General features: G+C 36.4%; 19 protein-coding genes. 14 read left to right on the top strand and 5 right to left on the bottom strand.

Going from position 1 to position 24,643, the window contains the following annotated elements; translation table 11 throughout:
* Positions 1 to 19: 19 nt before the first annotated feature.
* The 4 genes from IGK81_RS09785 to IGK81_RS09770 form a co-directional block, all read right to left on the bottom strand.
* Positions 20 to 1,825, bottom strand: a complete 1,806-nt coding sequence (locus tag IGK81_RS09785; RefSeq protein ID WP_034699046.1) for an ABC transporter ATP-binding protein — start codon at positions 1,823 to 1,825, stop codon at positions 20 to 22.
* Positions 1,822 to 3,549, bottom strand: a complete 1,728-nt coding sequence (locus IGK81_RS09780) for an ABC transporter ATP-binding protein (protein WP_034699049.1) — start codon at positions 3,547 to 3,549, stop codon at positions 1,822 to 1,824. Before IGK81_RS09780 ends, IGK81_RS09785 begins: the two co-directional genes overlap by 4 nt.
* A complete protein-coding gene (locus IGK81_RS09775; RefSeq protein WP_010718669.1) occupies positions 3,546 to 3,998 on the bottom strand; it encodes a MarR family winged helix-turn-helix transcriptional regulator in 453 nt (150 codons plus the stop codon). Before IGK81_RS09775 ends, IGK81_RS09780 begins: the two co-directional genes overlap by 4 nt.
* 444 nt (positions 3,999 to 4,442) lie before the next feature.
* A complete protein-coding gene (locus IGK81_RS09770; RefSeq protein WP_034699051.1) occupies positions 4,443 to 5,276 on the bottom strand; it encodes a GNAT family N-acetyltransferase in 834 nt (277 codons plus the stop codon).
* A gap of 283 nt (positions 5,277 to 5,559) precedes the next feature.
* On the opposite strand from IGK81_RS09770, the gene IGK81_RS09765 reads away from it, so the two are divergent.
* The 6 genes from IGK81_RS09765 to IGK81_RS09740 all read left to right on the top strand — a co-directional run bounded on the left by IGK81_RS09765 (position 5,560) and on the right by IGK81_RS09740 (position 11,265).
* Positions 5,560 to 7,200, top strand: coding sequence for a malolactic enzyme (locus tag IGK81_RS09765; RefSeq protein ID WP_034699054.1), 1,641 nt, complete (start codon positions 5,560 to 5,562; stop codon positions 7,198 to 7,200).
* Positions 7,201 to 7,418: 218 nt separating this feature from the next.
* Positions 7,419 to 8,741, top strand: coding sequence for a 2-hydroxycarboxylate transporter family protein (locus tag IGK81_RS09760; RefSeq protein WP_034699057.1), 1,323 nt, complete (start codon positions 7,419 to 7,421; stop codon positions 8,739 to 8,741).
* A gap of 305 nt (positions 8,742 to 9,046) precedes the next feature.
* On the top strand, positions 9,047 to 9,442 hold the full coding sequence (locus IGK81_RS09755) for a DUF1310 family protein (RefSeq protein WP_010718664.1): 396 nt from the start codon (positions 9,047 to 9,049) through the stop codon (positions 9,440 to 9,442).
* A gap of 26 nt (positions 9,443 to 9,468) precedes the next feature.
* Positions 9,469 to 10,659, top strand: a complete 1,191-nt coding sequence (locus IGK81_RS09750) for an Mbeg1-like protein (protein WP_225792582.1) — start codon at positions 9,469 to 9,471, stop codon at positions 10,657 to 10,659.
* A 16-nt stretch (positions 10,660 to 10,675) separates the two neighbouring features.
* Positions 10,676 to 10,993: a hypothetical protein gene (locus IGK81_RS09745; protein WP_034699062.1), complete on the top strand. Its 318-nt coding sequence runs from the start codon at positions 10,676 to 10,678 to the stop codon at positions 10,991 to 10,993.
* Positions 10,994 to 11,016: 23 nt separating this feature from the next.
* Positions 11,017 to 11,265: a hypothetical protein gene (locus IGK81_RS09740; protein WP_034699064.1), complete on the top strand. Its 249-nt coding sequence runs from the start codon at positions 11,017 to 11,019 to the stop codon at positions 11,263 to 11,265.
* 181 nt (positions 11,266 to 11,446) lie between these two features.
* Here IGK81_RS09740 and IGK81_RS09735 read toward each other — a convergent pair whose 3' ends face one another.
* Positions 11,447 to 12,841: a PLP-dependent aminotransferase family protein gene (locus IGK81_RS09735; RefSeq protein WP_010738030.1), complete on the bottom strand. Its 1,395-nt coding sequence runs from the start codon at positions 12,839 to 12,841 to the stop codon at positions 11,447 to 11,449.
* 91 nt (positions 12,842 to 12,932) lie between these two features.
* Between IGK81_RS09735 and IGK81_RS09730 the strand changes: the two genes are divergently transcribed.
* The 8 genes from IGK81_RS09730 to IGK81_RS09695 all read left to right on the top strand — a co-directional run bounded on the left by IGK81_RS09730 (position 12,933) and on the right by IGK81_RS09695 (position 24,414).
* On the top strand, positions 12,933 to 13,898 hold the full coding sequence (locus IGK81_RS09730) for an ornithine cyclodeaminase family protein (protein ID WP_034699067.1): 966 nt from the start codon (positions 12,933 to 12,935) through the stop codon (positions 13,896 to 13,898).
* A 1-nt stretch (position 13,899) separates the two neighbouring features.
* The gene (locus IGK81_RS09725; RefSeq protein ID WP_431393394.1) at positions 13,900 to 14,691 is read left to right on the top strand and encodes a PhzF family phenazine biosynthesis protein; all 792 of its coding nucleotides are present in this window, start codon (positions 13,900 to 13,902) and stop codon (positions 14,689 to 14,691) included.
* A gap of 308 nt (positions 14,692 to 14,999) precedes the next feature.
* Positions 15,000 to 16,106, top strand: coding sequence for an alpha-hydroxy-acid oxidizing protein (locus tag IGK81_RS09720; RefSeq protein WP_034699072.1), 1,107 nt, complete (start codon positions 15,000 to 15,002; stop codon positions 16,104 to 16,106).
* Positions 16,107 to 16,368: 262 nt separating this feature from the next.
* Complete coding sequence (locus IGK81_RS09715; protein ID WP_010738026.1) at positions 16,369 to 17,439, top strand: ABC transporter permease; 1,071 nt, start codon at positions 16,369 to 16,371, stop codon at positions 17,437 to 17,439.
* A 12-nt stretch (positions 17,440 to 17,451) separates the two neighbouring features.
* A complete protein-coding gene (locus tag IGK81_RS09710; RefSeq protein ID WP_010718656.1) occupies positions 17,452 to 18,123 on the top strand; it encodes an ABC transporter ATP-binding protein in 672 nt (223 codons plus the stop codon).
* Between the two features lie 21 nt (positions 18,124 to 18,144).
* Positions 18,145 to 18,717, top strand: coding sequence for a TetR/AcrR family transcriptional regulator (locus IGK81_RS09705; protein WP_010738025.1), 573 nt, complete (start codon positions 18,145 to 18,147; stop codon positions 18,715 to 18,717).
* Between the two features lie 281 nt (positions 18,718 to 18,998).
* Positions 18,999 to 21,644, top strand: a complete 2,646-nt coding sequence (locus IGK81_RS09700) for a hypothetical protein (protein ID WP_232622381.1) — start codon at positions 18,999 to 19,001, stop codon at positions 21,642 to 21,644.
* 457 nt (positions 21,645 to 22,101) lie between these two features.
* Positions 22,102 to 24,414, top strand: a complete 2,313-nt coding sequence (locus IGK81_RS09695) for a glycosyl hydrolase family 18 protein (protein ID WP_431393392.1) — start codon at positions 22,102 to 22,104, stop codon at positions 24,412 to 24,414.
* Positions 24,415 to 24,643 lie beyond the last annotated feature (229 nt).

Raw genomic sequence — 24,643 nt, 5'->3', positions numbered from 1 at the left:
TTGATACCAAGCACTTAGATTAGGCTGCAAATTGGCTATTATATAAATCAGCATAGAACCCATTTTGAAGAATCAATTCTTCGTGATTCCCTTGTTCAATAATCGTTCCTTTGTCCATGACCAGAATATGATCAGCATCTTGAATCGTTGAAAGGCGATGAGCGATGATAAAACTAGTACGGTTTTTCATCAGGGCATCCATTGCTTTTTGAATTTCAGCTTCCGTACGTGTATCTACGCTAGACGTTGCTTCATCTAAAATTAGAATTGCTGGATCTGCAAGAATAGCTCTAGCTATAGTTAGTAATTGCTTTTGTCCAACAGAAATATTTGATGTTTCATCATCCAAGATAGTTTGATAACCATCAGGAAGGGTACGTATAAAATGATCGATTCGTGCAGCTTTAGCGGCTTTGATAATCTCAGTTTCTGGAGCATCTCTTTTTCCATAAGCAATATTTTCAGCAATAGTACCCGAGGATAGCCAAGTATCTTGGAGAACCATCCCAATGATCGAACGCAATTCTTGACGAGTCATTTCCGTTATATTGACATTATCGATAGAAATCTTACCTCCATTTAATTCATAAAACCTCATGATTAAGTTAACTAATGTTGTTTTGCCAGCGCCTGTAGGACCAACGATGGCTACTTTACTTCCCGCTTTAACATCAATATTAATGTTATCCATCAACATCATGTCTTCTTTGTAGCCGAAACGAACATTTTCAAAACGCATTTGTCCTTTGACTTTAGGTAAGCTAATGCGTTTGTTCGTTTCAGGAATTTCTTCTATTTCATCTTCTATTTGATAGATCCGCTCAGCAGCGGCAATAGCTCCTTGAAGTGAATTAGAGATATAGGCAAATGTAGACACTGATTCAGATACTTTTTCAATATATTGTAAAAACGCTTGAATATACCCAATTGAAATACTTCCATTTAAAACAAGAATTGCCCCGCCAATTGCGATTACAACATAGCCTAAATGGTTCATAAATTGGATGATTGGATTGATGACGTAAGTAATGAACTTTGCTTTTTTTTCTTTCTGACACAGATCTTCATTTAAAGACGCAGTATTCTGAATCATTTCATCTTGGATATTAAATGCCTTAATAATTATATTTCCTGTGAATGCTTCTTCGATCTGAGCATTCATGTTTCCCAAAGCTTTCTGGTTCTCAGCATGAGCAACCTGTGTTTTTTTCGTGAACATTGAAGCAATTACCAGACTCAAGAACACAGTGCCTAGTACAATCAAAGACAGCAAAGGACTAATCATAAACATGATGAACAAGGCACCAATCATTGCTACAAATGAAGAAAGCAGTTGAGAAATTCCATCTTGTAAGGTTGTCGAAACTTTTTCAAGGTCGCTAGTGATACGACTGGATATATCTCCTTTTTTATGTGTATCATAAAATCGAAGTGGCACTCTATTCAGTTTTTCACTAATTCGTTTTCTCATTGAAAGCGTGACATTTTCTGCAACACTTGCCAAGACATATTGTTGCAGATAACTAAACAAAGCTCTGGCGGAAAAAATACCAACTAGCAATAGCAGCAACGTATTCATTGAGTGTATGCCTATTGTAAATGCGTTACTTGTTTGTACAGGTAATTGAACTTCTTGGGCAATAAGATTGATAGCCTGAGCTAATAACAAAGGATAAATTATACTCAGTAACGAACTAATCCCTACACCTATAAGAGTTAATAGTAGTTTCCATTTTTGTCCCATGAGATCAGTGTACAGACGAGAAGTTGTTTTTTTCACACTCTTTATTTTTGATGGATTTCCATTTACGGTCGTGTTACTCATGCGATATCCTCCTTGCTAAACTGAGAATCAACGATTTGTTTATAAGGTAAGCAAGTCTCTAATAAAGTCTGATGGGTGCCAATACCTGCTACTTTACCTTCGTCCAAAACAATGATTTGGTCGGCATCGATAATTGTATTGATTCTCTGAGCTACAATAATCATAGCGGCTTCTCTTGTTTCCTTTTTCAAGAGTGACCGAAGTTTCGCATCCGTCTTATAATCTAGGGCTGAAAAGCTATCATCAAATACATATAACTCAGGCTTTTTAATTAATGCACGTGCAATGGCTAGTCTTTGTTTTTGTCCACCAGAAAAATTATTTCCTCCTTGTGCTACTGATGTTTCAAATCTATCATTTAAGCTGTTAATGTAATCATTGACCTGAGCAATTTTACAAGCATGAGTGATTTCCTCATCTGTTGCATCTTTCTTACCATGTTTAAGATTATCTAAAATCGTGCCACTGAATAAAAAAGCTTTTTGAGGCACATAGCCAATTTCCTCTCGGAGGGCTGCACTAGATAAATTTTTGATATTTTTCCCTTTATAGGAAATAGTTCCTGTATAAGAGTGATAAAACCCCATAAGTAAACTTGCGATTGTTGATTTTCCAGAACCTGTACTTCCAACGATAGCTGTAGTTTGACCTTTCTTTACACTAAAACTAATGTCTTCCAACACTGGTTCTTCAGCATTTGCATAACGGAAAGACACTTTATCAAATTTGATTACTTCCGTTACTTCAGCAGTGTCATTGATAGAAGTCTCTGAGGAATCATCTTCCTCAGCATTTAAAACAGCTAGTATCCTATCAGCACTTATTTTTGCTTTCGGAAGGCTAGTGATTCCTGCAAGTCCCATGATCAATGACATAAGAATGATAGAAGAGTATCCGATGACGGCGATGATATCTCCTAATTGCATTGATCCATTGGTTACCCTGATATTTCCTAGATAGACAATCAACAATGTAGAAAAATTCATGATAAGCGTAATGATCGGCATGAGGATGGCAAATAGTTTATTTATACTAACTGCTGTTTTATTGTAGTCAAAAAAGGATTTATCCATACGGCTCTTTTCATAGTCCATACGATTAAAGGCACGAATGACTCTGACACCAGTAATTTTTTCCCTAATATTCTTATTCATCTTGTCAAAAAGCGTTTGCTGTTTTGCTAGAAGAGGAATCGCTTTTTTGCTAATTAAAAAAGCTAAGAAAAGAATGACCACCATGATTCCCATGATGCTGATTGCTAAACCAGTATCTTTTGAAAAAGTGAGAACTAATCCAGCAATTGCCATGAAAGGAGCGGGTAAGAGCATTTCAACTGATGAAGAAAAAGCTTCTTGGATTTTTGTTACATCGCTGGTATTTCTACTGATCATTGAAGCTGGTCCGAAATCATTGAATTTATCTATTGATAGATTTTGTGCTTTTTGAAATAACGCATTTCGAAGGTCACGGCCTAGATAGGCAGAAATTTTTGAAGAAAGATAAGTACCAAAGATGGAAAAACTCATGATAGTAAGTGCTACCAAAATCATCAGTGTACCAATTTTCCAGATATAATCTAAATCCCCTTGAAGAATACCATTATCCACAATATCTGCAGTGAGGGTAGGGATATATAATGTTCCAAATCCTTGTATGAAAACACATAAGATCATTACTATAGTTTCTTTATAATATGACTTTAAGAAGGAAAATAATTTTTTCATGATTCATTTCTCCTTTTTAAGTAATCTTCTAAAGAGAAAAAGAGTTCATTGGAAAATCTCTCAAAATCATCAATAAAAGTTGGTGCAATTTTCATAGTTTCTTGAAGGGCTTTATTTTCAATCTCATATACCGGTTTTAATACTTCTTGGGCATAGAGGAGACCTTTTTCAGTTAAACAGATTTGTAATTCACGTTTTTTCCCAGGAATATTTTTAAGAGTAATGTATCCATCTGATTCACATTCTTTGATCAGCGTATTGATTGTTGTTTTGGGAAATGACCAATCCTCGCAGATTTGTTTCTGTGAATGGAATTCTCCATCGTCTAAAACATATAAGAGCCAAAATAAATTTTCTTTGACACCAGATAATTTTGAAATTTTCCAATAAACACCATCAAGTGTAGAAGTTATTTTTCCAATTCGTTGATTCGTGTGTTTTTCAGCCATTTATGAACCTCTCCTTTATAATCCTAATTCGTACTTATGATAATAATACGAATTCGTACTAATGTCAATGATAGAATTTAGTCTTTTGATAGGGTTCTTTGTTTTTATTATTAGAGAATAATAGTTGGTCGAAAAAAATAAGAAGTGACTAGTATAACGACTGGATTCATAAGAATGGAGGACACATTTCTAGTAGGGGAAATTTGAATGCTAAAACAACTGAATTAGGACTTAGTAGATGTGAGGAATGGAATAGGATATTTATTGAGGACACATTTGATTGTTTTTCTTTACTGGAGGGATCAAATGAGGGAAATGAAGGGGGAAAAATGAAAAGATGTTGGTGAACTTCACCAACATCAAAACGTATAAAGCCATTCTATATAGAGCATTCCTTAACTGAAAAACTGTTTTATTTCTAGTGATACTTTGGAGTGACAGCTTTCAATATTTAGTCAGTTGGCAAACATAGTAATCAAATGTACTTTTCTTTTCAAAGCCCATGTTTACATATAAATCATATGCAATTTGATTGGTTGCATCGACTTCTAAATAAATTTCTTTTTCTTCTTTGATTAATAATTCTTGGATCAAACGGTTCAAGCAAAGTTTACCTAACCCTTGACCACGAAAAACCGGTGCTACGACTAAGCCGTAGATACCATAGGAAGATAGATCCTCTTCGATTCGGGCACAAGCAATCAGTTGATTTTCTTTATGAAAAACAACTGTTTTCTCTAAATCTTCAGATGACAATGGAGGAACCGTTGCCCCAATTTCTCCTAATTGGAGTTGGGCAATTAAGGAAGATTCCTTTAGAGTAGCTTTTTGTGGTCGATAAGGAGAATCTAGCTGTTTAAATTTGTTTGGCTGAAGAATCAACCGATACTCAGTAAACTGTTTGTTCAATTCTTTTTTCGACTCAATGTAATTTTTCAAAAAAAGGTCATGTGGATCAGTGATGTAAAGAATCGTTGTTCGGCCGATGGTTTGAGCAAATCCCATCATTTCGTCAAGTAGTTGTTGTAAACAAGCCAAATTTTCATGCACGATCATTGTCACTTCTAGTTCGCTCTCATCATAAAAACTTAAAAAAGCATAGGCAATAAGTGTCTCTTCTTTAAAACAAAGGACATGGCGGATCTGGTCGTTCGTTTGTTCAGCAAAATCAGGAGCTAGTTTAAACTGGCAGTGACGCTGCTGTTCGATCTGTTCTTTCAATTCACGGATCGTTTGCTTGGTATCAGGTTGTAGCTGTCTTGTGATAAATACTTTCATTTATTTTCCCCAATCAAAAGATTTTTCTCATCTTATCTTATTTTTTTAACCAACACAATAAGAAAGTGAATCGCGGTAGTTGGTCGTTCCTTCATTTGGTCATGGAGCCAGAAAGCGAGTCATTGTATTCAACGAGAGTGTCATACAAATGCAATGCTCATAAAAATATAGTTTATAAGGAAAAGTGACATATAAATAAAATTTATGGTAGGTATTAGTTTTGACTATATTCTTTTCTCACGCCTATACTTCCCTTGTTACTAAAACCTAGGAGGAATTAGCTATGTTGACAGGATTAAACTTATTAAATAATCCATTTTTAAATAAAGGAACAGCTTTTACGAAAGAAGAACGTGCGAAATATGGGATTACAGGTATGTTGCCAAGCACAGTCCAAACGTTAGAGGAACAATCGATTCAAGCATACGGACAATATTTGAGTAAACAAAGTGATCTTGAAAAACGGATCTTTTTAATGAATTTATTCAATACAAATCGGACACTCTTCTATAAATTAATGGGACAACATTTAGTTGAGTTTATGCCAGTTGTTTATGATCCAGTCGTTGCGGATTCAATCGAACAATACAATGAAATTTTCTTAAAACCGCAAGATGCTGCGTTTCTTTCAATTGATGAACCAGAAAATATCAAAGCAAGTTTACAAAATGCTGCGGACGGTCGAGACATTCGCTTGATTGTGGTGACTGATGCAGAAGGAATCTTAGGTATGGGTGACTGGGGAGTCAATGGTGTAGATATTGCGATCGGTAAATTGATGGTTTATACAGCAGCTGCTGGAATCAACCCTGCCCAAGTATTACCTGTATCGATTGATGCAGGAACAAATAATGAAGAATTACTAAATAATCCATTGTATTTAGGAAATCGCCATCGTCGTGTGACAGGACAAAAATATTATGAATTTATCGATCAATTCGTTGATGCAGCAACGGATCTTTTCCCAGAACTATTACTACATTGGGAAGATTTTGGACGAGGAAATGCTGCAACGATCTTAGAAAAATATGAAGATAAAATCACTACTTTCAATGATGATATCCAAGGAACAGGGATTGTTGTTCTTGCTGGTGTACTAGGTGGACTGAATATTTCTGGAGAATCATTGAAAGACCAAACTATTTTGACTTTTGGAGCCGGTACTGCGGGCGTAGGTATTGCCAATATTCTATTAGACGAAATGATTCGTCAAGGTGTATCAGAAGAAGAAGCTCGAAAACACTTTTATCAAGTAGACAAACAAGGGTTATTATTTGAAGATACAGAAGGTTTGACTCCAGGACAAATTCCTTTTGCTCGAAAACGATCTGAATTTACTAATTCTGCTGAACTAACAACTTTAGAAGCGGTCGTAAAAGAAATTCATCCAACAATCATGATTGGGACATCGACTCAACCAGGTGCGTTTACGGAAGAAATCGTTAAGGAAATGGCAAGCCATACACCACGTCCAATCATCATGCCATTGTCTAATCCAACGAAATTAGCGGAAGCGAAAGCCAAAGATTTAATTGAATGGACTGATGGGAAAGCATTAGTAGGAACTGGGATTCCGGCAGCAGACGTGGAATACCAAGGAGTAACTTATCAAATCGGACAAGCAAACAATGCGTTGATGTATCCAGGGTTAGGACTTGGTTTGATTGCTTCAACGGCTACACGTGTGAATGCTGAGATCATTTCTCAAGCAAGTCGTGCATTAGGTGGAATCGTTGATGTTACAAAACCAGGCGCAGCAATTTTACCTCCAGTTGCGAAGATCACTGAATTTTCTCAAACAATTGCAGAAACAGTAGCGAAATCTGTTGTTTCTCAAAAATTGAATCGTGAAGAAATCACTGATATCAAAGCAGCAGTGGAATCTGCTAAATGGGTACCAGAATACCAAGAGTTAGACAAATAAGCTTGACCAAATTTTTAAAACAAAGTGAATGAAGGATTAGTTGAGCACAATCATACACAGAGTACGTTAATCGGTGAAAGGAAAGCAGCTGATTAGATGCAACGAGGTGAAAAATGGGAATCACCTGATGAAGAAGCTATAAAAATCAGATATTGAACTATTTTTCAACGTACCTCAGCCTTTCACCGTGCTTTTTTATTCAGAAAGGATCTGTATGAATGACACAAAGAGAAGAATCAACTACAAAAGTTGAAGAAAAAACAAAAGAAGGATTTTGGACAACTAAGATTACTGGAGTAAGTCTTCCTATCTATTTTATTATGGTATTAGTCCTGATCGTTGCAATGGCACTTGGGAAATTACCAACGAATATGATTGGTCCGATCGCTGTTCTAGTGATATTCGGGAATTTATTTCATTTTATTGGTACAAAAATCCCAATCGTTAGAAGTTATCTAGGTGGAGGTTCCGTATTTGCGATCTTTGCCTCAGCTGCAATTGCGACTTTTGGTATATTACCAGAATACGTGGTGAAAGCTACTGAAAATTTTGTAAGTAACATGGGTTTCTTAGATTTTTATATCGCAGCTTTAATCACTGGGAGTATTTTAGGGATGAACCGTAATTTACTAATGAAAGCATCGGTACGTTTCATTCCAGTAGCACTTATTTCAATGATTGTCTCGTTTTTTGCTGTTGGTCTAGTTGGAATGTTAATTGGTAATGGGTTTGGACGTTCCGTACTGTATATCTCTTTACCAGCAATGGCTGGAGGAGTTGGAGCTGGCGCAGTTCCATTATCTACGATTTATGCGAACGTCTTAGGAACGAATGCTTCCTCTATTATTTCTCAATTACTCCCAGCTACAGCAATGACTAATGTCTTAGCCATCATTGGAGCAGCTTTGGTTGCTCGTGCAGGAAAATCAATGCCTAAATTGAATGGTGAAGGCAAACTTATGGCAAAAGGCGATCTTGGTGACGGTAAACCACGGAATGTGAAACCATCGATCCCCCAATTAGGTGTAGGTCTAATGGTGTCATTGACATTCTTTATTTTAGGACAAATCGGCAACTACTTTGTGCCAAAAATCCATGCGTATGCATTCATGATTATCATTGTCGTGATTTGTAAAATTACAAATCTCTTACCTGATTATTATGAGGATGCAGCAATTATGTTCAATAATCTGATCGTTAAGAATTTAACAGCAGCTGTCCTTGCAGGAATAGGGATTGCGCTATTGAATCTAAATGTCTTAGCTTCAGCGTTAACTTGGCAATTCGTTGTTTTATGTTTGACAAGTGTTGTAGCAATCTCGCTCACTTCAGGATTCGTGGGACGTTTGTTCGGTTTGTACCCAGTTGAATCAACCATTACAGCTGGATTGTGTAACAACTCAATGGGTGGTACAGGGAACGTAGCAGTATTATCTGCGGCTAATCGAATGGAACTAATTGCTTTTGCGCAAATGGGAAATCGTTTAGGCGGTGCAATCGTCTTGATCATTTCAGGATTTTTGATGCAACTATTTTCTTAAGGAACGAAGACAATAATTTTTTCCTTACTTTAATCGATAAGAAAAACATAGATCTGGAACAACGTTTGTTCCAAATCTATGTTTTTTTGTTTACATTCTTCTAATTGAGCAGGAACTACCCATGATGAAAGTCACGAGTGTACTCGGCTAATTCATCAAACCAAAAGCATGAATCGTAAAAGAAACCAGATCAACAAAAAAATTGGGTTTATCTGACAAAAATCTTCAAGTACTTGCGTATCTCTATTATGAAAAGACAATGACGAACGTGTTGGTCAAATAGATAGAAAACAGGAAGAGGATTTATGAAAAAACAAAAAATGTTGTATCGTTTAATGAAAATTTTAGGGATAGCAGTAATCATAATCGGAGGGATTGTGTACATGAAACAAAAGCAGCTTAATGAAGAAATGGTCAATATGATTAAGAGTGACCGAGTAGCGCAACTGATCGAATCTGAGTTAAAACGGTTAGATCCCAAAGCATTAGCAGCTGAAGGAATCGTCCATTCGTATGAAATTGATTACGAAAGTATTGAACCTAATCGTTTAGGAGGAATCAACGTTGAATTGATCATTAATCAAGATAAAGAGTTAACATTAGGATTGGTAGTCAATGAGCGCAGGAACCAATTAGTGAATGATGGATTAGTTCTCTCAGAAAAACTAGATAGGCTGATTGAGAGAGCGGATCAGTCATGAGGATGACTGATGAAGAGAGAATAAGAATGATAAGCCAAAGCTATATGAATCTCGAAGTGAACAAAAAAATTTCAGTGAATCGTCAAACATATGGTTATGTATCAAAGATAATAGATAACAAAAAAAGTGGAGAAAAAAGTTTTATCATTACCGACGGAAATCCAAAAGTGCAAAAGCCAAAAGAAGTGAAACAGATAACTATCCTTTATCAAGGCTCGATAGGGATCAATAAAATACTGGTAAATCCTGGAGATGTATGGCGAGATTGGGGAGTAAATAATCTTCCTACGGCTGTCCAAGTGATCAATGCAGGAGGAGCAACTGCGATGCCGCAACTAAAGTCTGCTGCCCATACATTACAAGAAACCATGCAAATGTATCCCAATGCCAAAGTTTCAGTATACGGCCATTCTTTAGGTTCAATGAACGGCCAATATGCTATTTCAGATTTGCCGACTGCTTTTCATGATCGGCTAGAGGGAGTATATCTCTACCAAGGCCCCAACATTTACAGTATTTTAAATCCCAGACAACAAGCAGCGGCAGATAAACTAACGAATGAAAGGAAGATTTTCAATTTTATTGATACAAGAGATTTAGTACCGATCGGGTATTCACTGACAAAAAAACAAGTGGGCACAGTAATTGAAGTAACATCTAAAAAAGTGAAGTTGGGCAAACAGCATATGTTGGGCGGCTATTTATTTGATCAAGATGGGAATCTAGTGACACAGTCTAAAGGGATTATCCAATTAGCAAAACATCAGACAAGCAAAGAGTTGGATCGGCTCGCTGAGATTCATCATCATTTTCGTCACAGCGGTAAAGGAATTTCTTCTTCACAAGAGATTTTTTTAGATGCGATGCAAGCGAAAACGATTACCTTGGGATACAAACAAGCGATTCAATCTGAGATAGACACAGTGGTCAAGTGGCTAAACAAGGAGATTGAACAGGCTAATCTTCTTTGGAGCCAGACGAAACGGGATACGAACCGCTGGGGTGAACATTTGAATGATACCGAAAAAATGGCTATTCTGGCAGAAAACCAGGTGACAGAGTACACACTAGTCCGTCAGCCAGTGGCTACCTATGAACAACAACTAACCCTATTGCAAAAGGTCCAACATGAATTAGATGCGCTGCTGAAACAGATAGTTACCACCATTGAAGAACAGGTGATGACAGATAAAACATTGTCCCAATATCTTTCATAAAATGGAGGGGTTATGGATGAAAAAAGGTGAAGCACAGTCTCAACCTATGGAAAAACAGTTATATTCAGAAAAAAAACAATTAGAAAATCAACTCGACCAACTAAAGAACGAGAAAAGTAAATTTGATCATTACTTAAATCACTTAGCAAACCAGTTCCATGATTTTTCATTTTTTGATGTTTCCCCCCACAGAAAACAGTTCTATCGTCTGTTAAATGATAGCAAAGAAGAGGCGGAAGGGATTTTTCGCAGAGATAAAAGAATAATCGAATGTCGCATTAAATGTCCATTAGTAGAGAAGTATTCCACTTTAGAGAAAGAATTTAACAACTAATAAAAACGAAATGGGAGAAAAACATGTTTGAAGAATTACAAAAAACATTGGAAAAACAACTCATTCGGCTTATTGTTGCAACACCAAGTCATGCCACATCACAAAATAGAAAAAAGTTGACCAAACAAACACTTCAACAGAAGAAACAAACGTTGAAACAGCTGACTACAAGTTATGCAAGTCATTTAAGTCACGTTTCTAAAGGAACATGGGTCAAGACAGCTATCCAAGTGATCGAAAGAACGGCGAATCAATTCGAATGGCTTACTTAAGGAAGTAAAAAAGTTGAGCATGAAGTTGTGCTAAACTTTTTTACTACGAGTAAATGATCGATTCAATGATGAACCGCAATAACAAGAGAAGACGTTCTAAACCAAGGGAGTGATGGATCTTCTCTTGTTTGCCAGTGATTGAATGATTTTTTTAGTATACCTAAAAATAGAAACTAAAAAATCATAAATAAGCATCGATTTCTTCTTTAATGATCCGTAATCCTTTCTTTAAAATCTCCAAATGATTGGATGATAAGGCGATTCGGATAAAAGGATCAGCTTGTTGTTGACTAGTGAAGCGATTCGAGTGATAAATTCTTATCCCTTTGTTCAAAAAATGTTGTTCTACATCTAAGGGAGAAATATCGGCTCGGATCGGAATATTTCGATAATAAGGATAAGGATTCGAAGGGCGGGGTAAATCAAAATACGCATCAAAGCAGTCATTTGCTTCGGCTGTTCGCTTTAATTTTGTTGTTAAAATTTTCTGGACTGTTTCTGGTGAGTGCAAGATTTGAGTGATGATTTCTGCATCTAAACCAGATGTTTTGACGTTTATATTAAAGATTGCACGTTCAATTCGTTCTCTTAAACGTTCTGGGAATACAAGATAGGCTACACGAAGACCTGAACAAATGAATTTGGTCATTCCTGACAAGTAAATAGTTTGATCAGGTAGCAGCTGTTGAAACGGTGGCAAAACTTGTTGTTGAAAATGGGTCGTTAAAAAAGAATGAATATCGTCTTCAATAACTAATAACTTTTCTTTGGAAATAATAGCTTTCAATTCATTACGCCGTTGGAGAGACAGTTGAAAACCAATGGGGTTATTACAAGAAGGCATCAGATAAATCCCTTTTATTTTCTTTTTATGACACTCTTGTAGCAATAATTCAGGTTTCATTCCTTCTTGGTCAAAATCGATCGGAACTACTTCTAAGTGATACAAATGCGCTAACTCAATAAAATTGGAATAGGTATATCGATCAATAGCGATTCGATCTCCAGGAGAAAAAAAGGCGGCAAGTGTCACAGCAAGACCATTTTGAACACCAGAAACGATTGCGGTATGATGAATCGTTGTTTGGACCCCTTGAGTTTGTAACCACTCGACTGCTGTCTTTAATTGAAAATTGGTTCCCATAGGGTCACGGTAATTCAATAAACCAACGATATTGGGGTTGAGACTGACTGAATGGATAAAAGGCAGGACAAGATGGTTGCAGTCTTCAAAAGAACTAACTAATCCAAAATCAATCACATGCTCAGCTACTTGATTGGTTGAAATCGTGATTGAAGTAAAAGCATTAGGGGAAACGAACGTACCACTTCCAATATTGGTGTATAAGAGACCTTTCTCAATACCATATTTATAGGCCTGACCGACAGTTGTAAAATTGATATCTAAATAGTCGGCTAATTCTCTCTGAGAAGGAAGTTGGGTATTTTTTTGTAACTTACTTGTAAGAATATCTTCTTCTAACTGTTGGATCAGAGATTTATAGATGGGGCGGGTTAATTTTGTTTTATCAGGTCGCCAAGTGATCGGATAATCTTCATAAGAATTTATGGGCATTTTATTCACCTCTAAAATTGTATTCCATACAATTATACTATTGAATGTATATAATTCAATGATAATATATGGATGTGAAGGGGAGATTTTTATGAGAAAAATCGATTTTGAAGAAGCAGTATCACGATTAGATTTTCAAGAGGCAATTGAAGTAATGCGTCAGTGTTTTAGCGATTATGGCGAAGGAAAAATTAGTCAAAATACACGTATGGTAGAGATTTTGCCAGATGGTAAAAACAAAAATGTTTTTGCGATGATGCCTGCTTATCTTGGTAAAGATCGTTGTTTTGGTGCAAAAATCATTACTGCATTTCCTGATAATCATTTACAAGGACTATCTTCACATTTGGGGGAAATTCTATTATTTGATTCTAAAAACGGTGTACCTGTAGCGCTAATCAACGCGAATGCAGTCACTTGGATTCGTACCGCTGCAGTTTCCGCTTTAGCCACTGATATATTGGCGAAAAAAGAAGCGGCATCATTAGCTTTAATCGGGGCTGGACAACAAGCAAGCTCGCATTTGAATGCGATCTGTGCTATACGTTCAATCAATAAAGTATCTGTCTATGACTTGAGTAAAGAAAGAAGTCAACAATTTATTGAGGAAATGCAAACAGCATACCCGGAAATTGAATTTTCAAGTGGAGAAACACTCGCAGAAACAGTGGAACAAGCTGAGATCATTTGTACGCTAACACCTAGTAAAGAGGCGTTTTTGAAAAAAGAATGGCTAACTCCTGGTACGCATATCAATGCTATTGGTACGTTTACACCAGATACACGTGAAATTACTAGTGAGTTGATGAAAAGCAGTGCCATCTATGTCGATGATTATGAAGCTGCAATGAAAGAAAGTGGGGATCTACTGATTCCGATTGCTGAAGGAGAATTATCAGAATCAGCGATCTCAGGCTCGTTAAGTGAATTGGTTTCAGGAAAAAGATTATTAAAAGACCAAGAAGAAACAATCACGATTTTTGATGCCGTTGGCTTAGCGATTGAAGATCTATGTTGTGCAGAATATATTTATCAAAAAGTTAAGGAGTCTGAATAAAATGAAGTTAAGTTATTATGTTGTTGATGCATTCACACAAGAAGTGTTTAAAGGGAATCCAGCAGCAGTCTACGTTTTAGAGAAGTGGTTACCAGATACAGTGATGCAAAAAATTGCTATTGAGAATAACTTATCTGAAACAGCATTTACTGTCAAAAAGGAGGAACACTATGAGTTACGTTGGTTTACTCCGGATCGTGAAATCGACTTATGTGGACATGCTACTTTAGCAACAGCGTTTGTTTTGTTCAATTATTATGGGGTAGAGGAAGAAATAATCAAATTTACTAGTCAAAGTGGCGAACTTCTTGTGACAAAACAACAAGAAACTTACTATATGGATTTTCCAAGTATCATGCCTAAAAAAGTAGCAATTTTACCTGAATACGAAAAAGCGATCGGTGCAAAAATCAAAGCTGCTTATTTAGCGCGAGATTTATTTTTGGAACTGACAGATGAAGAAACCGTAAAACAGTTGCAACCAAACTTTTCAGCTATTAAAAATTTTGATTTGGGCGTTGGCGTGATCGTAACCGCACGTGGTCAGAAGGAAGATTTTGTTTCTCGTACATTTTTCCCGAAATTAACGATCAATGAAGATCCCGTTTGCGGTTCTGCTCATTCCAATCTTATTCCTTATTGGGCAAATAAATTAAGTAAGAAAAAAATGATTGCCCATCAGCTTTCACCAAGAGGTGGCTACCTTGATTGTGAGTTACGAGGGGAGCGGATCATGATTGGTGGAGAAGCAGTGCTATTCGCTCAAGGAGAAGCTTATATTCCAGAAAAATAAGCATCGCAAATGAAGCAGGAGTTCCCTCTGACAATCTATACCTTTTTCTTCTAGGGCGTTTTCCAGAGGATAGAAGTAAGCCTGTTTTTAGAGATACTAGAAGAGGCTGAGGCAGGTTTTGGCTTAGTCTCTTCTTTTCAACCATAATATTGAAGCTTTCCTAGAAAATCTCTCTATTATTTTACTACTACTTTACTGCTAGAGTTCAAACAGATTATTTGCCTGTATCATTTTTGAGAGGTACGATAATAATGCAAACGCTATCATAAAATTCATGGTTCTTAATTCGAGAGAAAGAAGGCTTTATTATGGAAAAAGTTTATCAAGCTGGTACACATGAAGGGATGATTGATTTCATCAATATGGAAGATCTGGAATTAGCAGCTACTCAAGTAATCCCTAGTGGTGGATATGGCTATATCAGTAGTGGTGCAGGGGATTTGTTTACTTATCGAGAAAATCAAAAAGCCTTTAATCATCAATTGGTTATCCCTCATGTTTTGAAAGATGTGGAATTACCTGATACAACGACCTATTTTTCTGATGAAACATTAGCCGCACCAATCATTATGGCACCAGTAGCAGCGCATGGATTAGCCCATGAACAAGCTGAAAAAGCTTCGGCTAAAGGAGTATCAGAATTTGGAACGATCTATACAGCTAGTTCTTACGCTTCTTGTACCTTGGAAGAAATTAGAGCAGCTGGTGGTCCTGAAGCTCCTCAGTGGTTTCAGTTTTATATGAGTAAGGACGATGGGATCAACTTGGATATCTTGGAAATGGCAAAAAGAAACGGAGCAAAGGCGGTTGTTTTAACAGCTGATGCAACAGTTGGCGGAAATCGTGAAACAGATCGGCGAAATGGTTTTACTTTTCCGTTGCCTATGCCAATCGTTCAAGCTTACCAATCGGGAGTCGGTCAAACGATGGATGCAGTCTATAAATCGTCTAAACAAAAATTAAGTCCAAAAGATATCGAATTTATTACGACCCATTCAGAGTTGCCAGTTTATGTCAAAGGGGTGCAATCAGAAGATGATGTGTATCGTTCTCTTGATGCTGGTGCACAAGGGATTTGGGTCTCCAATCATGGTGGTAGACAGTTAGATGGGGGTCCAGCTTCTTTTGATTCATTACGCTATGTAGCTGAAGCTGTGGATAAACGTGTACCGATCGTATTTGATAGCGGTGTTAGACGAGGGCAACATGTCTTTAAAGCGATTGCTTCAGGAGCTGATTTAGTTGCCATTGGTAGACCAGCCATTTATGGACTCTCTTTAGGTGGAAGTACAGGAATCAAACAAGTATTTGATTTTTTCAAAACAGAACTTGAAATGGTCATGCAATTAGCTGGAACTCAAACTGTTGAAGACATCAAAAACGCAAAATTGAGAGAAAATCGTTTCATGTGTTAAGACAAAAAATCGGTTTATCAATAGGGATTAAGTAGCAAAACAGCAGGAACAGATAGTGATTTTGGATAGCATTTTTGAACGACTGTGCTTGTTTTAGGAAAGAATATTTCAACAAGATATTAACCAGTTTTATAGCGATAATCAAACGGTAAGGCAAACTTATTTAGCCTTACCGTTTTTTTGTGAGCAGATTATTCCTCTAAAAATTTATCAAGTGATAAACTTGTATTATTGTTTGATAAACTTTTAAAGGAGGAGTTAGATGTTTTTAGCATTAAATGAAATCATACATTCAAAATTACGCTATGCGTTGGTTGCTGGGGTGATGTTTTTAATTGCATATTTGGTCTTTTTTTTAACCGGTTTAGCGTATGGACTGGCACAAGATAACCGAACGGCTGTCGATAAGTGGGAGGCAGACTATATTGTACTGTCAAAAGATGCCAATACGAACCTAGGGATGTCAATGATCACGAAAAAGACAGCGCAAGAAGTAAAAGGGGATAAGGTGGCTTACTTAGCACAAACACCAGGGGTCGTAACCAGTAAAGACAACGATGAGGCAGGAAAAATCAATGTGAGTTTTTTTGGTATTGATCCAGATCAATTTATCATGCCTAATATTGTTGAAGGTAAGGCCTTTGTTGGGAACGATGAAGCAGTGGGTGATATTAGCTTAAAAGAAGAGTATGGTCTAGGAATTGGCGATACAGTTAAACTTTCTGGTAGTGACAAAACCTTTCGATTAACTGGATTTACCGAAAATGCGAAGTTCAATGTATCGCCAGTTTTATATACAACACTTGATGCTTACCAAGAAATTCGTTTTGAAAAAACAGATACAAGTGAGAATGCTCGAATCAACGCGGTGGTTGTTAGAGGGCAGATAGATGATTTACCAAATGATCTTGAAAAAATCAGCATTTCTAAATTTATCAATGAATTACCTGGCTATAGTGCGCAAGTACTCACTTTTGGTTTTATGATCGGCTTTTTGATCGTGATTGCAGCGATTGTAATCGGAATTTTCATTTATGTGTTGACCATGCAAAAAATCAATATTTTTGGTGTTTTGAAGGCGCAAGGAATGACAGGAGGGTTCATCGCTCGCTCAGTAGTGGCCCAAACCTTCTTACTCTCATTCTTTGGGATCGGTCTTGGCTTGTTGGGAACAGTGGGGACCTCGTTCCTTTTACCAGATACCGTACCTTTTCAAAGTAATTGGCTATTTTTCGGGGTTATTAGTGTCTTGATGTTAGTGGTAGCGATTTTAGGTGCGCTGTTTTCGGTACGAGCAATTGTAAAAATCGATCCGTTGAAGGCAATTGGTTAGGAGATGAAAAAAATGAAAGCAATCGAATTTAAAGATGTCGAAAAGAATTTCAAAGATGGTGATCAAATCGTCCACGCACTGAAAAAAACCAATGTCAGTGTAGATAAAGGCGAATTTGTTGCGATCATCGGTCCTTCTGGTTCAGGAAAAAGTACTTTCTTGACCATTGCAGGTGGCTTACAAACGCCTAGTAAAGGGTCTGTTTTGATCAATGGGCAAGAATTTAGTGCTCAACCTGAGAATCAGCGGGTAAAATTACGTTTTAAGGAAATCGGATTTATTTTACAAGCGTCTAATTTGGTTCCATTTTTATCGGTCAAAAAGCAATTGATATTAGTGGATAAAGTCAAACATGAGAATCGTCAGAAAGAAGCGAATGAACTATTTGAACAGTTAGGTGTTGCCGAATTGGTCAACAAATATCCAGAAGAATTATCAGGAGGAGAACGGCAAAGAGTCGCCATTGCTAGAGCGCTTTACAACGATCCGTCCATTATTTTAGCAGATGAACCAACAGCCAGTTTAGATTCAGAAAAAGCAAGAGAAGTCGTAGATATTTTAGCGAAAGAATCGAAAGAAAAAAATAAAGCCATCATTATGGTCACTCATGATACACGCCTGATTGACAAATGTGATAAAGTGTTTATGATGGAAGACGGTGTTTTTCAAGAAAAAACAGAATAAGCATAAAAAGAAGGTGTGTATGTGGTTCATCGCTATAACAAAGACACGCAAAAAAAGATTTTACATGAAGCCAATCATTTGTTTATGTCAAAAGGCTATCTCGGCACGTCTACTCGTGAAATTGCTAAGAACGCCGGGATTACCCAACCCAATCTTTATCATTACTTTAGTGACAAAGAAAAACTTTACCAGGCAGTTCTGGAACAACATTTGAAAACAGTAGGGGACGATTTGAGGAAGATCGCCGCAACGGGTGCCGATGATTTTCAACAAACGTTGACTAAGATGGCTGAATATCTTATCGAAACCCATCTCATTGATTTGTTTATGATGCTGCATGATTTGAAGCTCAATCTTTCAGCTGAAACAAGAAATCATTTGTTTTGTTTATGGAAAAAGAATTATCGGGAACCTTTTGAAAAGATTTTTGCCAATCATCAACAACTATTACGAAAAAACGTCACACAGGAACTGGCAGCGAAACATTTTTTCCTTTTGCTAGCCCCTTATATTACTGAATCTGGTCATTCAGAGGAACAGCCTTTTGATGTGGCGACTTTGATCGATCTATACTTAAATGGGGTTATTGTTTAGCTTGAGACGAATAACGGTTGTGTAAGCTCCGTTCGATTGGATGGATCTGATGCTTTGGAGACACTATTTGCTGTCTCCAAAACATCAGATCCATTTCAAAGAACGAACACTTGCACACCGTTTTTTTGTGTTGATGTTGCGGATGGGATTCATTCGTTAGTTGAAGCGGCTTTTCTATTAGGGGATTTCAATAAATTTTTTTTTTTGAAAAAAAAGGAACATTTCTCCCTATTTTCCACTTTATACTTAAGCTCAATGAATAAACGAGAAGGGAAAGAGAAATGAAAAGAACTTTGTTCTATTTGGATAGGGATAGTTATGTTTACTATTTATTAGAGAAAATCAAAGAGATAGATGAAAAACGAAGTATCGAACACCATTTATTAGTGGAAGGGGCAAATCGAAAGTCTATAGAGACAGTCAGTCAAATCAAGAAGGTGGATTTCTTACCAATAGTTAAGAATAAAACCCAGCAAGAGATAGTTAACGAAGCCACTCAATACTGTCAATCGCTACTAAATGTTTTTAATAGTGCGATAGGAAAAAAAGCTATTACAAATTATCTTGTGTTACATGACCTGAGTCCAGAATTGACTAAAGAAATTGTTGAAGGACTAGTTTTTAAGGGAACTGTGAACAAACATGGATTTTTTAAAAAGATAGAAAAGAAAAAACAATTACATAAAAAGTTCAATGAAACATTGGTCAAATATGGCACAAATGAAGGGATAAAAGCAATTGAAAATCAACTCATTTTAAATGAACTTCCTCGATCTGAATACAACAAAATAAGTGCAACAATTGGAGAATTTTTGTTTCCTACATGGGAGAATTCCAGATACTCTAAACAAATTACTTTGACGGCCAAAAGATGTAATGTATTTTTAGAGGATTTCGGTGAGACAGAAGGATTACTAGCTGTTCAATATTATTTATTGTTGCAAAATACATCAGCAGACAGAGCAAAGGATATACTTAATGAAGTTCAATTACCCAAGACAATCAATCAAAAAGAGTATAAAGATCTTCTCGTTGAAACGCTCTATTGTAATAATATGGGGGCAACAGAAGTAGAAAATCGGCTAGTTCTACAAGGAGTAGATCGTAAATTTTTCAATCGGATAGGAGAAATTTTAAACATCAATTTATTGCCTTCCTTGAAAGATGAACCTTTATCAAAGGAGGAGAAAATAACTAAAGCAGTCAAATATTGCCAAAGTTTTTTAAATTACTGGTATCCAAACAAAGTAAATGGAGTTAAATCAGTCAATAATTACCTTATGTTGGAAGATTTCCCTCCTGCAATCAATATCGAAGTCATAGAGCGAATAAAAGATTCTATGAATGATGAGGATCGAAAAAATTTCCATTTTTGTTTAACTAGATATAGAAAATATAGCCAATTTGTTCGAGAATCGGGATCAGAAATGGGCAGAAAAAAATTCGAGAATTATTTTATTTTAACTTATCCTAGTTTACAACAGCTTCATCAAATGAATGAATACATCGATCAATCAATATTCCCAATGATAGATATGACTAAAAGAGGGGCAATTAGCACATTAGTTGATCGGTGCAATTCTTTTTTAGAAGACTTAGGACCAAAAAGAGGCTTTGTAGCGATTCAAAAATACTTATTGTTACAAAATACAGCGCCCAAGTATGTTGATAAAATTTTTAGAGATCTAAGGTTTCCTAAAACTATCAATAAATTTTATTTACAGAAACAATTCGAGAAAGTGTACAAGTGCCAATCGATGTTGATAGGATCTGAGGGAACTGTTGGAAAGAAAGAATGTGAGGAATATCTTGTTTTACGAGGAATGAATCGAACGCAGATCGATCAATTGAGTAAGATACTAAATGTCACCTTGCTTCCTTCTTTGAAGATGAAGTCGTCTCAAAAACTCATTGACGAAGTAGTCCAACGTTGTGAACGTTTTGAGCCATTGGCAACACGGAATTATCTCGTGCTTCAAGAGCTGCCTCCAGATATTCTTGAGGAAATTTTTACAAAAATCCCTTCAAAAGTAAATGTTGTTCTTGATAATAGTTATTTGACTATCAAAGAAGAAGTAAGACTTGTTAAGGAGTGCCAAGCATCTTTTAATAAATTAGGGCTCATTGAGTGGAAAAAATCAAGTGAAAATGCCCTTGCCTTAAGGGGGGCGAATCAAGAATTAGTTACATTGATCAATAACCATGTAAATGAAGAGTTATTCCCCAAAACTGGACGTTTATCTGGACAGTTGAATCGTTGTCACTCGTTTTTAAAGGATTTAGGTAATGAAAAAGGAATGAAGGCTATTGTTCATTTTCTATTATTTACAGAGAGACCACTAAAGGAAACACTTCATGTGATTGATGCGTTTGATTTTTCTTTGCCGGTTTCTTCAGATGCATTAAAGGTGAGCATCATTGAGAAGTATTGTGATCATATCGTACAAAAAAAGGATGATTGGCTCTGGCAAAGGAAAGAAATAGAAAATACATTGATTTCCATAGGTGCAAGTAGAAGAATCAGTAATCGATTAAGTGATCGTTATGAGATTCCATTATTTCCACCGATTTTTGATGGTAAACTCTCAGCAGATGAGATCAACAAAGGGAAAAGGGACATAAGGAAACGTTGTGATGAGTTAATCAAAGAGAACCGATCCAAGGGGGGACATATACATGCGCTGGTCAATTACTTTTTCTTACAAAAAATGCCAGTTAAAATTGCAAAAGAAACCATCAAAAAGCTAAAATTAGAGACCATCACTAAAGACGAGGTAAAAAGAGTCGTGTTAGCTAATTATTATACTTATCTTGGAGAAAAAAAACCACTAGCTGAATATTTAAAATCGGCTAAACGATACTTGCGTACATTAAATTGTTTTAGAGAGCAGGAATCGCAGATTAAATATGATCGTCAATTTCGTTGAAAAAGTTTTCAGTTAAATGTTAATGATGAAACGAAAAGAATCAGGAAGATCGAACTCTAAGAGGATACATTCAAAAATGAACAAATCATACATAAAAAGATTCGCAGCATTTTGTCCAATTTATTTTGGCGGAATGCTTTTTTTGTTCTTTTATAAATATAAAAATAAAAAATAAAAGTTATTTTAAATAAAGTAGCAAAAACAGATGAAAAAGAGAAAAGAGAATAGGGATATTTATTAGTTATTTTAGATAACTATAAATATATAAATGTTAATATGCAATACAAAAATATCAAATCATTTGATGCTTTGATAAGATAATGTTAACCTTGTTTTGTAAGGGTTATCATTTTTTGTTTTTTTAGGAGGTTGGTTTATTAAAAAATAACTGATTTATTTTATGGGTAATAAGTTTTATTAGGGGAGTTCGTATAGAAAAAGAGGGGAAGGGTTAAAAATGAAAAAGTTGAAAAAAATTAGTTTGGCAGCGATGTTATTTTCTTCTGTTATTTCTCTGACAACGCCATTATTCAGCCACAAAGAACATGTGCATGCTGAAGAAGCTCAGGAAATTACAAAAAAAGCGTCTTATCGTAATGTGATGTATTATGGTGATTGGTCGATTTGGGGAGGAGAACAAGAATTTTATCCTAAAGATATTGCCGCAGACCAATTGACGCATTTAAATTATGCCTTTTTAGATTTTGATAGTAATGGTGAGTTGAAATTTACAGATAAAGAAGCCGCTGTAGGCGTGCCAGCAGGTGAAGCAGAAGTCGGATGGGGAAATGCTGCTTCTGGTTTGTTGAATGCGCTTCAAAATTTGCGTGGACAAAATAAAAACTTAAAAATTGGCGTGTCATTAGGTGGATGGTCAAAATCGGGTGATTTTTCTGAAGTTGCAGCTAGTCCTGCGAAACGAAAAAAATTAGTGGAAAACATTACTAAATTCTTAAAATATACCAACATGGATTTTGTTGATATTGATTGGGAATATCCAGCAGATGTTCGTGAGCCTGATCGTGTCGACAACAAAAATGATGAAGGAACACCTAACGCAAAACCAGAGGATAAAGAAAATTATATTTTACTATTAAAAGATATTCGAGCGGCGATCGATAAACAAGGAGTGGAATTAGGTAAGACTTATGAACTTTCCGTAGCATTACCTGCGTCCCAAGGAATGTTGGACAAGGGAATTGACATCAAACAACTATTTGAAGTAGTTGACTTTGCGAATATGATGACTTATGACATGAATGGTGCTTGGAGTGCAACAAGTGGTCATCATACTGCACTTTATGGTAATCCTAACGACCCGAACTATGCAAATGGGTTGTCCGTTGATCAGACCGTTCGCTTTTTGAAAGAACAAGGGGCTCCTTCAGAAAAAATCGTTATTGGTGCAGCTTTCTATACTCGTGGGTGGAATGAAGTAGCTAAAGGGACAGACCCAAATACTCCTGGATTATTCCAACCTGCTGAAAAAAGCAATAAAGATGCAGACCAAACGCCGACATATGGTGCGGACAATGAACATTCTCTGGCGCTTGGGGATGGTGGCCGAGCAGGTGGAGTTTGGTCCTACCGAAACATTGATGAATTAAAAACTAAAATCCCGACTCTAAAAGAATATTGGGATGATACAGCCAAAGCACCATTTTTATACAGCGAAGTTTCAAAAGAGTTCTTTACCTATGACAATGTAAAATCAATTAATTACAAAACGAAATATGTGAAAGAGCATGAATTAGGCGGTGTAATCTCTTGGATGCAGTCGCAAGATAAGCCAACAACGAGCACGAAAAGAGATGAACTGACCAAAGCAATCAAAAATGGGTTGTTTGGTACAGAAAAACTTCCAGAGCATAAAATTGTATCAAGTGATCTAAATGTCGAGGTAGGGATTTCTACTTATTCTGAAAACAGTTCAAAAGGGTATGAAGTAGTCATCAAAAATAAAGAAACACTAAATGAAAATTCGGACGTTTTATCAGCTATTGAATCTTCTCACAAGACAATTAAATTACCACGATACACTTTAGCGTTGAATTCAAATGAAATTCTTAGTAGTGGTGATTACAAAGCAGGCGAGGTTTCAACCTCAAATGGAACGGTGACGATCGATTTAAGTGGGGTTTATGAAGGAAAAGAGCTTAAACCAGGGGAGACATATACGTTTAGATTAAAATCAAATGCAACTGATGTATCCGTTGATCATATTGCTTCTATAAATCTAGCACAAAGAATTACAAAAGCCGGTATAGATATCTCGCAACAAACGATTTATGGAGAGGATTCAACTAATCCAACACCAACGCCAACACCAGATCCAGAAGATAAAGAAGCACCATCTATTCCGACTGATCTGACAGCTTCAAATGTGACAGAGACAAGCGTGACGTTGAACTGGACCGCTTCGACGGATAATAAAGGAGTAGCAGGTTATTATGTTTATCGTGACGGACAACAAGTTGGTCAAACAGCTACTACCAATTATATTGACAAATATTTAATGGCTGGTTCAACGTACATTTATACTGTAAAAGCGTTTGATCATTCTGGTAATGTTTCAGAACACAGTCAACCTTTGAGTGTAACAACACTAGATAGCACATCTTCATCAAAATATGAAGCATGGAGTTCTACAAATATTTACAAAGCTGGTGATAAGGTGTCTCATAAAGGGCAAAACTATCAAGCGAAATGGTGGACAAGCGGGGAAGAACCAGGTACTGAACAATGGGGACCTTGGGAGTTGATTGATTAAATTGCTGGTTATTAATGGGTAAAACATACTAAGTTTTAACGTTTGGGACTAATTAATTGGCTCCCATCGCAGTGGAAAAAAGTTCTATTCTACTGTGATGGGAGTTTTTATGCTATCTAAAAGATCAGGCTATGCTCTTAAGGTCAAATGACCAATTGGATAGCCTGTTTTAAGAGGTCTTATGACCGTTGCTTCAACGCTTCATTCCCATAGAATGATTTCTGAAACA

This window comes from Enterococcus sp. DIV0703, assembly GCF_051711065.1.
In the GTDB taxonomy this organism is placed as follows: Bacteria; Bacillota; Bacilli; order Lactobacillales; family Enterococcaceae; genus Enterococcus_B; species Enterococcus_B hirae.
This window is presented reverse-complemented; position numbering and strand designations above follow the sequence as displayed.